This is a genomic window from Rhizobium sp. NPDC090279 (assembly GCF_044769665.1).
Lineage (GTDB): Bacteria > Pseudomonadota > Alphaproteobacteria > Rhizobiales > Rhizobiaceae > Rhizobium.
Genome location: NZ_JBIVYI010000001.1, coordinates 827,062 through 840,276 on the forward strand (window position 1 = coordinate 827,062; position 13,215 = coordinate 840,276).

The 13,215-nt window shown below is 60.4% G+C and carries 15 protein-coding genes and 1 pseudogene; 13 read left to right on the forward strand and 3 right to left on the reverse strand.

All coding sequences use genetic code 11. The features are described from left to right. Positions 1-143: 143 nt before the first annotated feature. Both ACIQWP_RS03740 and ACIQWP_RS03745 read left to right on the forward strand, forming a co-directional pair. Complete coding sequence (locus ACIQWP_RS03740) at positions 144-605, forward strand: Lrp/AsnC family transcriptional regulator (RefSeq protein ID WP_402782522.1); 462 nt, start codon at positions 144-146, stop codon at positions 603-605. A 145-nt stretch (positions 606-750) separates the two neighbouring features. Further along, positions 751-1,017, forward strand: a complete 267-nt coding sequence (locus ACIQWP_RS03745; protein WP_402782525.1) for a hypothetical protein — start codon at positions 751-753, stop codon at positions 1,015-1,017. 48 nt (positions 1,018-1,065) lie between these two features. Here ACIQWP_RS03745 and ACIQWP_RS03750 read toward each other — a convergent pair whose 3' ends face one another. Next, a complete protein-coding gene (locus ACIQWP_RS03750; protein ID WP_402782528.1) occupies positions 1,066-1,251 on the reverse strand; it encodes a 4-oxalocrotonate tautomerase in 186 nt (61 codons plus the stop codon). A gap of 115 nt (positions 1,252-1,366) precedes the next feature. Between ACIQWP_RS03750 and ACIQWP_RS03755 the strand changes: the two genes are divergently transcribed. Together ACIQWP_RS03755 and ACIQWP_RS03760 are read left to right on the forward strand one after the other, a co-directional pair. Further along, on the forward strand, positions 1,367-2,251 hold the full coding sequence (locus ACIQWP_RS03755) for a LysR family transcriptional regulator (RefSeq protein WP_402782531.1): 885 nt from the start codon (positions 1,367-1,369) through the stop codon (positions 2,249-2,251). Positions 2,252-2,323: 72 nt separating this feature from the next. Then, positions 2,324-3,328 (forward strand): LacI family DNA-binding transcriptional regulator, encoded by a 1,005-nt coding sequence (locus ACIQWP_RS03760; protein ID WP_402782534.1) that lies wholly within the window; start codon positions 2,324-2,326, stop codon positions 3,326-3,328. 177 nt (positions 3,329-3,505) lie between these two features. Here ACIQWP_RS03760 and ACIQWP_RS03765 read toward each other — a convergent pair. Further along, positions 3,506-3,926: pseudogene (locus tag ACIQWP_RS03765) on the reverse strand (transposase family protein); the annotation flags it as partial. Between the two features lie 208 nt (positions 3,927-4,134). On the opposite strand from ACIQWP_RS03765, the gene ACIQWP_RS03770 reads away from it, so the two are divergent. From ACIQWP_RS03770 to ACIQWP_RS03810, 9 genes are all read left to right on the forward strand, one after another. Then, positions 4,135-5,223, forward strand: a complete 1,089-nt coding sequence (locus ACIQWP_RS03770; protein WP_402782537.1) for an ABC transporter substrate-binding protein — start codon at positions 4,135-4,137, stop codon at positions 5,221-5,223. Between the two features lies 1 nt (position 5,224). Beyond that, positions 5,225-6,277 (forward strand): FecCD family ABC transporter permease, encoded by a 1,053-nt coding sequence (locus ACIQWP_RS03775; protein WP_402782540.1) that lies wholly within the window; start codon positions 5,225-5,227, stop codon positions 6,275-6,277. Next, positions 6,274-7,035: an ABC transporter ATP-binding protein gene (locus tag ACIQWP_RS03780; RefSeq protein WP_402782543.1), complete on the forward strand. Its 762-nt coding sequence runs from the start codon at positions 6,274-6,276 to the stop codon at positions 7,033-7,035. The genes ACIQWP_RS03775 and ACIQWP_RS03780 overlap by 4 nt, the downstream gene beginning before the upstream one ends. Beyond that, the gene (locus tag ACIQWP_RS03785; protein ID WP_402782545.1) at positions 7,032-8,336 is read left to right on the forward strand and encodes a hypothetical protein; all 1,305 of its coding nucleotides are present in this window, start codon (positions 7,032-7,034) and stop codon (positions 8,334-8,336) included. The genes ACIQWP_RS03780 and ACIQWP_RS03785 overlap by 4 nt, the downstream gene beginning before the upstream one ends. Beyond that, positions 8,329-8,841: a hypothetical protein gene (locus ACIQWP_RS03790; protein WP_402782547.1), complete on the forward strand. Its 513-nt coding sequence runs from the start codon at positions 8,329-8,331 to the stop codon at positions 8,839-8,841. The genes ACIQWP_RS03785 and ACIQWP_RS03790 overlap by 8 nt, the downstream gene beginning before the upstream one ends. 57 nt (positions 8,842-8,898) lie before the next feature. Continuing rightward, positions 8,899-9,990: an ABC transporter substrate-binding protein gene (locus ACIQWP_RS03795; RefSeq protein ID WP_402782549.1), complete on the forward strand. Its 1,092-nt coding sequence runs from the start codon at positions 8,899-8,901 to the stop codon at positions 9,988-9,990. A gap of 61 nt (positions 9,991-10,051) precedes the next feature. Continuing rightward, entirely contained in the window at positions 10,052-10,660 is a 609-nt protein-coding gene (locus ACIQWP_RS03800; RefSeq protein WP_402782551.1) for a hypothetical protein, read from the forward strand. Further along, entirely contained in the window at positions 10,657-11,301 is a 645-nt protein-coding gene (locus ACIQWP_RS03805; RefSeq protein ID WP_402782553.1) for a hypothetical protein, read from the forward strand. The genes ACIQWP_RS03800 and ACIQWP_RS03805 overlap by 4 nt, the downstream gene beginning before the upstream one ends. Positions 11,302-11,443: 142 nt before the next feature. Then, positions 11,444-11,662: an NUDIX domain-containing protein gene (locus ACIQWP_RS03810; RefSeq protein WP_402782555.1), complete on the forward strand. Its 219-nt coding sequence runs from the start codon at positions 11,444-11,446 to the stop codon at positions 11,660-11,662. Between the two features lie 99 nt (positions 11,663-11,761). Here ACIQWP_RS03810 and ACIQWP_RS03815 read toward each other — a convergent pair whose 3' ends face one another. Then, a complete protein-coding gene (locus tag ACIQWP_RS03815; RefSeq protein ID WP_402782557.1) occupies positions 11,762-13,207 on the reverse strand; it encodes a hypothetical protein in 1,446 nt (481 codons plus the stop codon). Positions 13,208-13,215 lie beyond the last annotated feature (8 nt).

Sequence of the window (13,215 nt, forward strand, 5' to 3'; positions counted from 1 at the left end):
TCAGCGATATCGCCTCACGCAGCCCTCCCGTTGCTTCGATCAGAACATAGTTCATTCCGGGAAAGCGTTCCGCCTTGAAACTGCGGCTTTCCAGTCATATTGAACTTCAATAATGCCAATATCAAATAGGAATGCCTGCAAGAATGACCAAATCCAGTGAAATTGACCAGTTCGACCAAAAAATCCTCGACGCGCTGGTCGAGGACGGCCGCATGTCGATCACGGAGCTTTCCGAGCGGGTCGGCCTTTCCAAGACCCCATGCCAGGCGCGCCTCAAGAAACTGATCGATTCCGGCTACATCGACGGCTTCAAGGCCATCCTCAATCCGATCAAGCTTGGCCTCAACCACGTCGCCTTCGCCGAGGTGAAGCTGACGGATACGCGCGAGGAGGCTCTGCTCAGCTTCAACAATGCCATCAAGAAAATCAAGGAAATCGAAGAGTGCCACATGATCGCCGGTCGCTTCGATTATCTGCTCAAGGTGCGGACGTCCGACATCCGCCGCTACCGCATCGTTCTCGGCGAAAAGATCTCCAGCCTGCCGTTCGTGGCAAGCACATCGACCAATGTGGTGATGCAGTCGGTCAAGGAAAACTGGTCATGAATCCGCGTCCTATTTCTTGTACTTCCGAGCCCATTTGACGAGGCTATCGTCCACCTACTCACCTTGCCGGCTAAACGATGACCTAGATTTCGCCATCCGAATCGGATCATTGCGGAAACGCTGAAATGAGTAGGATGGAGTACGCATGGAGACCAATGCAAGCGACCGCGACCTTGTCGAAGTCATGAAGCGGTACTTTGCGGTGAAGGCCGAAGTGGATGATGTGAAGGCCCGCCTCGAGGCGGCAAGAAGGGAACGCGGCGAAGAGATCGGCGCATTTTACAATCCACGCACCAATGTTGATCATGCCGCCGATATTATCCGCTCGCATGCCCTCAAGCAGGAACTGACCCGCCTGATGGAATGGGCCGAGGCCTGGGGGCGCCAGAAGCTCACGCCGAACGAAGCCTGACGGTCGCGTTGCAACCGCCAGGTTCCGTGATGACCCGATCGGATCTTTTCAGCTATCCGATTTCAGCTTGCCTGCCGTCGCCCAGGACTCCTTCGAGATCTCGGTAATGACGATTTCCACCGATTCCGGCGGGCAGGCGAGCGTTTCGACGGCAACCTTGGTCGCTTCGCGGACGAAGGCGCGCTTCTGGTCCTGTGTGCGTCCGGGATGCATTTCCAAGCGAAGGATAGGCATGGTAGCTCCTGTATCGATAAATGCCTGACGTTAGGCACTACGGACTATCTTGCAAAACCATAGGGCGATAAATAGGCTTCTGTTTGCTTCATTCCGAACCTATGGGTATGCAATCATGGACAGGTTGGCGGGCATGGCGATGTTTGTCAGGGTGGTCGAGCTTGGCAGTTTCGCCGCCGCGGCTGACGTCAGTGAGGTGTCGTCGGCCATGGTCGCCAAGCATGTGAGGACGATCGAGCAGCGCCTCGGCGCGCGTCTGCTTCACCGCACGACACGCCGCCACCAGCTGACCGAGGTCGGCAAGCTCTATTACGAGCGCTGCAGGACGGCTCTCGCTGAGGTCGAGCTTGCCGAGCAGTCGGCATCCGAGCTGCAATCGGCCCCGCGCGGGCGGTTGCGGCTCGTCGCGCCCGTCAGCTTCGGGACACAAAGCCTCGTGCCGGCACTTGTCGACTATCTGCATGAGAATCTCGACGTCAGTGTCGATCTGGCGCTCGACAACAACCCGCATGATCTGATCGGCGAGGGCTACGAGCTCGGCATCCACATCGGCGAGCTGACGGACACCAATCTGGTGGCGCGGCCGCTGAAGCCCTATCGCCGTGTGCTTGCGGCATCGCCGGATTATCTTGACTGCTGCGGCAGGCCGCAAACCCCCGAGGATCTCGCCAATCACATGTGCCTCGGCCATTCCTACTGGCGTCTGCAAGGGCGCTGGCATCTCGTCGGCCCGGAGGGGCAGACCTGCGAAGTCGCCATCAACGGCAGGTTTACCACGAACCAGGGTGGGGCTCTGCGCGTTGCCGCCCTGCACGGAGCCGGCATCACGCTGCAGCCGGAGCTGCTTTTGGCCGCAGATCTCGACGCCGGGCGGTTGGAGCCCGTGTTGCCGCAATGGTCCTACAAGCCGACGCCGATGCACCTCGTCTATGCGCCGGATCGGCGTCCGACAGCGATGTTGCGTAGTGTCATCGATTTTCTCGTGGACCGCTTCGGCTGACGGCTGAACCTCTTTCGCTGGTCGCGAATTCATGATCAAATCTGATCATCGGCTTGGGAGGGCGAGGGGAGCGTGGTCAAGGTTACGCTGAAGGATGTGGCGGCTGCGGCCGGCGTCGGCGCTGCGACGGTCGAGCGCGCACTGAACGGTCGCGGCAACGTCTTGCCGGAAACGGCGGAGAAGATCTTCATCGCGGCCAAGCGGCTTGGCTATCGCGCGCCGCCTGCCGGCACGAGACACGGCCTGGTGCGTATCGAGGTGGTCCTCCTGCGGCCCGAGACCTATTTCTACTCAAGGCTCAATCGCGCCTTCGAGCGCATCGCAGCCCTGCTCGACAAGGATATTTTGATCCAGCGGACCTTCGCGCACGAGGATGATCCCGCCGATTTTTCGCGCCATATCGCAAATCCGCAGGCGCGGCGCTCCGCATTGATCGTCGTTGCGCCCGATCATCCCGATGTGGTCGGCAGTGTTCGCAAAGCTGCCGGCGGCGGCATACCCGTCGTGCAGATCATGACGCGGCCGGCGCCGGAATTGCCTTACGTCGGCATCGACAACCAGGCTGCCGGTCGCACCGCCGGCTTCTACATGACGCAGATGCAGGCCAACATCTCCGGCACCTTCCTCGCGCTCTGTCACAGCGGCGCTTACGAGAACCACAAGGCGCGCATCCGCGGCTTTTCCGACTATCTGCTGGATCATGCCAGCCCGTCGCATCGCTTCGCCGAAGTCATGTTCGACGAGGACGATGAAATGAAGACGATGGAGCTGCTGACGAGTGCCTTCGCCCGATATCCCGATATCGTCGGCCTCTATAGCGCCGGCGGCGACAACGCCGCGATCGCGACCGTTCTGCGCCGACATCGCAAACGGCCTGTCTTGTGGGTCGGGCATGAGCTTTCCGATGCGACACGCGGCTACCTGAAGGAAGGTGTGATGACGATCGTTCTCGATCAAGCTCCGGAAGTTCAGGCCCGCCGTGCCATCGACCTGACGCTGAAGCGGCTGGGTTTGATTGCAAACGACGTCGATCTCGAGCCCGTTCGCTTCCTGACGGTTACCGCCCAAAATCTTTAAGGATATTAGCAGGCTTGCCGACTATGGAACGATCTGTGGGGATAGTGCCAAACTCACGTTTGTTGCCGCGATTGCTTGCTACTGATTGCCGACGTAGCCGCAATAGCCCGAGCTAAACAGCGGTCGTAAGTTCAAATCGGTTCTTCCACAATTTCTGTGATTCAGCGGCAGCATTGATTGCCGCAGGATTGTGTCGTCGCTGACCGGCATGCCGAGCCGATGCATTAAGTACTCGCCCCGGGCGACCGCCCCTCCTGAGGCCAATCAAGCCTACAATCTCGGCCATCCGTTCAGTTCGTCGTGTGTAGGGTGACACAATCTCGGGCAACCTGTCTGTGAAAGTTCGTCGCCCGCATTTCCGGTGTCTACACGGCCACCTGTTCAGCGCGAGTTTGACTTTCACGACTTGGCCCTGAATTGGCAAGTCCCGGAGACTGCGGCTGTGCCAGCCATGCCGGTAACGACTTCGCGCTCCGCAATCCGGACAGATCGCGGCAGGTTTCGCAGCGGCGGAAACAACCCGGTTTTCTTCATCTTGAAGGGTGATACCCAGAATTCCGACCCCTGGGCCGGGTGTCCAATTCGACTTCGTTCGCATTCACGCCGATAGCAACCTGCCCGCTAACAGTCCGCTGACCACAGAAATTGAGGAGGAACCACAGAGCCCAAGTTGATGACGTGATCGGCGCCCCTGGCTGATCCAACAGGTATCACTGATACAATCGCCAATTTCTTGACAATAGTAATCAAGTTTGTGATGGAGGCTAAACAAGATAATTTTACTCCTATATTTTTTGGGTTCCTCAATGTCTATAAGGCGCGCCACGTTCCTCATTTCCCTGACCCTTGCGGCTATCAGTATTGAGGGTAAAGCCTCTGCCGAGCCTATCACGATCACCGACCAGGGAAATCGTGTCGTCAGCCTGAAGCAGCCAGCAGCGCGGATTGCTTCTATTCCGATCCCGATGGCCTCGACTATCATCTCCATGGATGGCGGCACGTCGCGGCTGGTGGGTATGAACCCAACCGCAAAAAGCGCGATCGTCGAGGGCATCCTCGGGAAGATTTTTCCCGAGGCGAAGGATATTCCCTCCGGCATCACCGCGCCGAATTTTATCCCGAATGTCGAGGAATTGGCGGCAACCAATCCTGACCTTGTGGTGCAATGGGCTGACTACGGCGCCAATATCGTCGATCCGATCAACAACGCTGGCCTCACCTCCTTGCTGATCTCCTACGGTACTGAACAAAAAGCGCGCGGATATCAAGCCATGGTGGCGACCGCCATGGGCAAGCCGGAGCGGGCTGAGATGGTCAATGGCTGGCGTGCCGAGGTCGAGGCGGCGATGCTGGAAAAGGGCAAGGCTATTCCTGTCGATAAGAGGCCGAAGGTGCTCTATCTCGGCCGCGCGCTCGAGTCACTCAGCGCCTCCGGCAACAAGGGAAACTACAATGCCTATTCCATCGAGCTCGCTGGCGGTGTATCCGCCTCTGCCGATGTCGTGGGGCAGGGTACGACGGTCAGCCCGGAGCAGATCGCCGAATGGAATCCGGACGTCATTCTGCTCAACGCCTTCGAGGCCAAGCTTTCGATCAGCCGTATCCATGACGATCCGATCCTGTCGCTCACCAATGCGGCGCGCAATAACAAGGTCTACAAGATGCCGCTCGGCGGCTACCGCTGGGACCCGCCGAGCCAGGAAAGCCCGCTGAGCTGGATGTGGCTTGCCGACCTTCTGCATCCTGACGTCTTTTCCTACGACCTCAGGGCGGAAATGAAAAAGGCCTATGCGACCCTCTACGGCTACCAGCTGACCGACGCCGACATCGACGGAATCCTCTGGATCGGCATGCAGGGCGATACTGCGAACTACGCACAGTTCAAGGCGAAGTGAGATGAGCCTGGCTGTAGCGGAAAGCGGGCGCCGCGGGATGATGGGTGTCCGTATCGGCGTCTTTGGCGCCATGATCCTCGTGCTCATCGCCTCCATGCTGTTCTCGATCGGAGCGGGACGCTTTTCCGTCACGATTCCGCGGATCGGCGAAATTCTGCTGGGCGCGCTGAGTCATCCCCACGCCATGCCGGCGCAGATGGATGAGCGTATCGTTCTGCTGGTCCGCCTGCCCCGGGTGCTGCTGGCAGCACTGTCCGGCGCAGCACTTGCCGTCGGGGGTGCTGCGCTGCAGGGTGTGTTCCGTAATCCGCTCGTGGCACCCGAGGTGCTCGGTATCAGCCAGGGGGCGGCCTTCGGCGGCGCGCTTGCCATCCTCTTTGGCTATTCAGGTGTCGAGATGCTCGGTATGGCCTTCGTGCTCGGCCTGTCGGCCTTGGTGCTTGTGGGCATGCTCGCGCGCATCAACGGGCGAACCGAGGTCATCACCGTCATTCTTTCCGGCATGGTCGTCGGCGCGCTCTTCGCAGCCCTCGTGTCTGTCGTCCAGTTCGTGGCAGACCCCAACACGTCGCTTCCCGCCATCGTCTATTGGCTGATGGGATCGTTTTCCACCGCCACCTGGGCTCGGCTCGGTCTTGCCATTCCGGGTATGGCGATCGGTCTCTGCGCTATATTCCTGCTGCGTTACCGGTTGAATCTTCTGGCGCTCGAAGAGCAGGAGGCTCGTTCGCTTGGAGTCAATCCGGATCGCGAGCGCTGGTATGTCTTCATCGCCATCGCCTTGATGACCGGCACGTCGGTTTCCATCGCCGGTATCATCGGCTGGATCGGCCTCGTCGTGCCGCATGCGGCGCGCATTCTCGTCGGCGAAGATCACCGCGCCTTGATCCCGGCCGCCGCTTTGCTTGGCGCTGCCTACCTTACCTTTATCGACACGCTGGCGCGAACGCTGACGGCGGCGGAAATCCCGCTTGGAGTTCTGACCGCCCTGATCGGCGCACCGGTTTTCGGCTATCTGCTGCGCCGCCATTTCAAGGAGGCGAACCGCGCATGATCGGGCTCAACAATGCATCGGTCGCGTTCGGCAGCCGGACGCTTTTTTCCGGCATCTCCTTCACCGTGCCGGTCGGCCGCTCCATGGCGATCCTCGGTCCCAACGGCCGCGGCAAGACGACCTTGCTTCGGGCGCTTCTCGGCTTCCAGACTCTGGCAAGCGGCACGCGACAGGCGCCTGATGTTGCCGGTTACGTGCCACAGCACGGCGCTTCGCAGGCCAGGCTTACCGGTCTTGAAGTGGTCGTCATGGGCCGAGCTGCCCGCCTCGGCCTGTTCGGCCAGCCGAAAGCGGCGGATCGAGCCGCGGCACAGGAGGCGCTGGTGGTAGTCGGCGCCAGTGAGCTGGCAGATCTGCGTTATGACCGCATGTCGGGTGGCCAGCGCCAGATGGTGCTGATTGCCAGGGCGCTTGCGACCGGATCGCCGGCATTGGTCTTCGACGAGCCGACCTCCGCGCTAGATCTCGGCAACCAGTCACGAACCCTCGACCTTCTGAATGCGCTTAGACACCGGCGCGACAAGGCGGTTCTGTTCACCACCCATGATCCGAACCATGCACTTGCTGCTGCCGACGACGTCCTGCTGATGATGCCTGGTGGGCGCGAAATCAGTGGCGCGGTCGCCGACATGATCGAGCCGGAAAAACTCTCCGAACTTTATGGCGTTCCCATGCGCTGGGTCGATGTGGCGAGTGTCGACAGCAAGACCCGGAAAGCCATCCTGCCAGCCTTTGCCGGCATAGAGGTGGCGGCATGACCGTCATCTATCTGAAATCCGCCTATGACACTCCCTCGGCAACGGTCTTGGAGGCCGCCGCCGGAGGGGCCGTCGAGATTATCGAGCAGGTCGAGCTGACACGCGAGCGGCTGCTTGCCAGCCGAGGGTTAATCACCGGCAATCAGCTGGACCAGAACGCGATGCTCGGCATGAGGGAGGCTCTCGCGGCCTTCCTTGATGCTGGCGGCCGCTGGTTCCTCAACGGGCACATCGTGCGTCCGATCCTCGATGGCATGGCGCAGTATCGTCCGATCGATACTCCGAGAAGAGCGGATTTCGTCCTGACATCGGTCAATCCACACCCGATCTTTGCCGGCATCGATCTCACGCAGATCGAGACGAACAAGGGCGTTGCCGGCTTCTATGGACGTGGTTGCAATCCGCTGCCTGCGGGTGCTGTCGCCGTCAACGGTCTCGGCGAAGCGCAGGTGGCGGTCGACTGGGTCTGGGCAAGACCCGGCGGCGGCCGTGTCTTCTCACATGCCGGCAACGATCTCGGCGCGATGGGCCAGGATTGGGGGCTTTCGCCCGAACTCACGCGTCGGATTCTCGACTGGGCCGGCGGCGGCGCCTGCCTTGACCCATGGCCCTCCAATCCCGCACGTGCAGCGGGCGAGCGAACCCTGGAGGAGCCGGAGATTTTTGCCGGCGCCAGGTCAGCGGCCGGCAGGGTCGGTAGCATCGTCGCTCCCTCGGTCGGCTCCTACCATATCATCCGCAGCCTCGAAGGACCGCGTTACGCCGCCGCTTTCGATGTGATTACGGCGCCCGAGGAGCTCGCAGACATACTTCGTCCTGATGACATCCTCTGGGTTCCCTGCCGCACGCCGGCCCAGCGGATGATGCCGCAGCGCGAAGTCATCGCCAGACATCTGCAGGCCGGCGGAACTGTGGTGGCGCTCGGCGAAAGCCGCTCCGATCTCTGGCTTCCGTCAATCGATTTCACGGAGACGCCAACGAACTGGTGGTGGTGGCAGGATTCCGAGGCCGACCTCGGCGTCAAGATCGTCGCGCCCGACCATCCACTGATGCATGGCATGGTCAAGGAAGACATCACCTGGCATTTGCACGGCTGGTTCGTCCCGCCTGCCGGGGCGGAGGTGCTGGCGACAGACGCCGAGAGCCGCGCCATTCTCTATGTCGACGAGGTCTCGACGCCGGGGCGCATGATCCTCTCCTCACTAGATCCGATGTTCCACCACGGTTCGCATTTCATGCCCGCCACGACGCGGTTTCTCGACCGTTTCGTGCCCAACCTGAAGGCCTATCTCCATGCATGACACCATTACTGTCCGCGAAAACGGCAGAGACCTAACCTTCTCCTTCGATGATATCAACACCTTCCATGGCGGCGGCTTTCCGGGCGGCGTCGCGCACGGCCTGAAATCCATGCAGGCCGCCTTTCCCCTGCTTTCGGAGACGCCGCTAGAACGTCGCGAGATTTCCGTTCTGACGGCTTTCTCCGGCCCAGGCGGGCGCGACGCAATTGAGATGGCGACCCGCGCGCTGACGGACGGTCGGTTTGTTGTCGACCGCTCGATTGGCGGCAAGGACGTGATCAGCGAACCCCCAGGCCCCTACGTCTTCCGCTTTACCTATCGCGGCAGAACCGCCGAAGCCATTATCAAGCCCGGCCATGTGCGCGAGGAGTTCGTGAGGCTCGGCGCCCAGACGAACAGGACTGCCGAAGAAGACGCCCGGCTCGAAGAGCTGAAGGCTGAAATGGCGGCCCGTCTGCTGCCATTGCCGGCTGCCGACATCTACACAGCGCGATTGCTGCCCTGAGCGACCCTCGCACTCACGAACTTGCCAACACACTCATCAAGGAAAGTCGAAACGAATATGAGAAAGCTGGGCTTTGCCGGATTGCTGGCCACCCTGTCGCTGTTTGTCGGGACATGCGCCCATGCCGAGGAGATCAACGTCACCGATCTTACCGGCAAGACGATCACGCTCCAAAAGCCGGCCGAGCGCATCATTGCCTTTCCGGTGCCGATGGCATCGATGGTGATTGCGCTGGACCAGAGCGCAGACCGCCTGATCGCCGCTCATCCCGAAGCTTACTCGGCTATCGAACAGGGCATTCTCGGCGAGTTCTTTCCCAAGGCCAAGGCACTTGGAACCGGAATTCTCGCCGGCGGTGCCGCCCAGGGCAGCAAGCCGAATGTCGAGGCGATCGCCGCGCTTCAGCCGGATCTTGTGCTGCAATGGGCTCATGCGGGCAATGACAATATTGCGCCGCTGGTCAATGCCGGCATCAAAACCGCCATCGTCGTCAGCGGCGACGACGACACCTATGTGCAGCAGAGCCTGACCATGCTCGGGCAGGCGATCGGCAAGCCGGACCGCGCGAAGATGATCAACGACTGGCACAATGATGTCATCGGCAAGCTGCAGGCAGGGTTGAAGAGCGTGGCAGAGGACAAGAAGCCGAAGGTTGCCTACTTCTTCTATTCGGTCGACAAGCTCTGGACGGTGGGCAACAACTACCATGACGGCTGGCAGATACAGCTGACAGGTGGCCGCAACGCCGCCGCCGATATCGACAAGTGGAAGCAGGTCAGCGTCGAGCAGGTTGCCGAATGGAATCCGGAGGTGATCTTCATCAGCACCTTCGAGGAAAAGGCGAGCGTCAAGCGCTTCTATGACGATCCAGTGCTTGGCCTGACCGACGCGGCGAAGAACAAGCGGGTCTATCAGGTGCCGATGGGCGGTTATCGCTGGGACCCCGGTAGCGCGGAATCGCCGCTCGGCTGGATGTGGCTTGCCGATATCCTGCAGCCCGATCTTTTCAATTTCGACCTGCGTGCCGAGGTCAAGGCCTGGTACCCGAAACTCTACGGGCAGACTCCGACCGACAAGCAGATCGACGCTATCCTTCGTATGGACATGAATGCCGGCGCCAAGGGCTACGAGCGCTTCGCCACCAAGTAAAACGATAGGAGGGTCCGCTACGGCGGACCCTTTTGTAGAAACAGCACGCGAGCACTTAGTCATGGTCGACGCCCTCTATATCCGCAGCCGCAACGAGGACGAGCCCCCGGCCGAGGCCTATCGGACGGCGCCCTTGACGCTGGAGATCGTTCACGTTCGCGATCTGCCCGAAGCGCCGTCGGCGCTTCGCCACCGGCTGATTATCATCCCCATGCAGAGCGACGAGATCATGCTCTCGCGCAAGGGTGCCTGGCTGGAGGACGTTTGGCTGAAAGGCGCGTCTATCCTCGCGAATGATATCGTCGCTCGCCCCTATATGTCCTTCCTGCGTCCGTTCGAGCCGATCCCACAGCCTGGCCTCGGCGACTATTCAGTCGAACGCCACAGCTCCCATCTCGCCTTCGACCGCCTGCCAGTCGACCGGTTCCATTTGCTTGAGGGCATGGCCGGCGTCTACGGGGTCGGCCACAATCCGCCGCCGCCAGGCGCCACGGTGGTCAACACCATCGGGCGCGGCGCCTATGCGATCGACTGGTATCTTGAAAACGAGGCCGGCGGCATTTTCTTCTGCCACGGCGGTCCAGACATTTCCGCCTTTCATAGCGGACAGGAAGACACGCCGAACCTGACCCATGAGCTGATCAGCTGGCTGGTGGAGGCACGGGCATGAGCGTCACCGTGATCCACAATGGCTTGCCGCAGCATCTCAATTTCCTGCGCGATTACGGCCGGATGATCGACCGGACTGCCTATTTCCCGGAACTGGTCGAGGACGATCTCGCCCACAGCAAGGCTGTGGTTATCGCCTGTCGCTCCGACAACGACCAGCTGAAGCGCCACGCGAGCCGTCTGCGCGCCTTCCTCGACGACGGCGGCCTGCTGGTAATCATGGGCGGCATGCGAGCCGACATCATCGATCCCCGGCTGACCTTCATGCCGACGCCGACCAATTTCACTTGGTTCATGCAGGAAAATCCGGACAGCGGCCACCGTCTGCGAACCATTGACCACAGCCTGCACCGCTATATCGGGCTGAAGGATATGCAGTGGCACCGCCATGGTTACTATCTGAAGGCCGGGACGGCGGACACGATCGTCGAACTATGCCGGCCGCACAGCGAGGAACGCATCGGCGATATCCTCTTCGACGACCGCCGCGGCTTCCGCGGCCGGCTGATCGCAACGACGCTTGATCCACATATGCATCATGGCGGCTATTACATTCCCGCAGCCACTCGCTTCCTCAACGGCTTCTACCCCTGGCTGCGGCGGGAGATCGGAGTTCCGATCCGTTGGGCGAGCGACGTTTAGGAGCGTGTCTGTGAAATCAATACATCGCCCGTCGGCCCCTGCTCGTTGTTCATTGCCAGTAGAACAACCGGACCAAAACACTGCGCGAACTGCCACGTAGTCAGACGACGCAAAATCGCTTCGCTCGAAGATAGGGTTTCAGTTGATTTTTTCCGTCAGTGATAGCGGCATTTCGAACTCGCAAGAACGGCTGCTTCTTCAACAAGAGGCATCCGGGAAGGGCTATACCCTTCCTGCCGGCGCGATAGAATTGGGCGAGAGACCAGAGCGGGCTATCACGCGCGAAGGAAACTTGGGGCTAAGGTCGAGGCCAATGAGAAGCGATACTCGAATATATATTAAAGCCGATTTGACCAACTAACTGATAGTATCGACAGTTCATATATTATGAAGAGCGACGATGCGGTGAACGCCACGTAATTTCTTATGAGGTACGTTGGCGCAGCATATCAGCGCATTCCTAGCTGACCAAAGCCGGATCGTCGCCCGGCGGTAGGGGCGGTAATGTAAAGCAAAGTTCGCCGATTACCTGAACCCCAACACCGAGTACACTGATTTGCTCCGCGTTCTGCATACTCGCCATTGTGGTCCGGGGTGCTTGCATCAGGAAAGGCCCCAGGAACGATACCGCATTGTCCATCGCAGCCCGTGCTTCAGCCGACCAGGAGCCGCTGAACTCAACATTGCGGACCACTAGCAGGCCTTGCGGCAGGCAATATGCATAGGCTTCGTCGGTCGATGGTTTGACCATATCGCCCCGCTTCATGCCTGGCACGTACCAGTCGTCTTCCGAGATCAGATCGGGACGCCACCATCGGGTACCAGCAAGACGACGGGTGATGGTCAGCAGGCAATATTCGAAATGCACGTGAAGCTCGCTGTCAGACGTCGTCACCTCGGCGACCGCCGGAACTTGTACCAGATCATGCAGCTGCAACGTCGAAAGCCTGTTGAGCATCATCCTGTCGACGGTTTTGACCGGTGCCACTTCGCCGGTATGGCCCGCCACGACAAATGGCGGCTCCTCCGGATTGAGCGAATGCCCGGGGTTGAAGACGAGCCGGCGGCGGCTTGCCTGCCGAAGGGTTGCGGTCCGCAGGACGGGGGCATCAGAAACCCGCAGCGTATCCGTGACTGATAGGCCTGACAGTCGGGCCGTGACTGGCCGCGCAGGCGACGTTGCCGGTGGTGGTGCAACCGTCATGAACTCGATGGGCTGAACGGCGAACTCCGCCGGGGTCGGCAGCGTGCGTAATTTCTTGACGACTTCGCTACGCGGCTCCCTCGCCAATTCCGCGGCAAATGCCCTGCGCTCCCTTGCGAGCTCGTTGGCGGGTGTCAGAGTTGACAGGACGTCGTCCGTCAACTGGCGCATCTTCCACAATTGCGGATTTGATTTTACTGGCGGGGAAGATGTGGTTGTCGTCGAGGTGCTGGCCGAAATCCTCTGGTCGAAGACATGCCAGGCCGTACTGTCGGGCTCGGCGAAGTCGGTCGGCTCGCAACTGAAGGGCAAGGCGTCGGGATTGTCACCGAGATCCTTGCGTGCTTCGGCTATCAGGGCGGCGATGCGGGCGAAGGCCGGCGAATCCGTGGGCATGCTCGGCTGCGCCCAAGGCACCATTGCCAAATAGGCCGACTTGGCAGACAGGCTGCCGACCGATGCTGCCGAGATGGATGAAGCGTCTGAGCGTTTCAGCAACAGCGGATAGTCGTATTGGTCTTCGATCCATTCCGACAGCCGCAGGGGGTTCGTCACTCCGTTCTGGACTATGTCATCGGCCAGCGCCTGCCCCGGATGAAGGGCAAGCGCCACCGACGGATCGTTGCTCGGGTTGTAGGTCGCGATCAGAGTATCAATCACTTTTTGGCCGAGGATCGCGAGCTGATCCGTATTGTCGCCCATGACGCGCC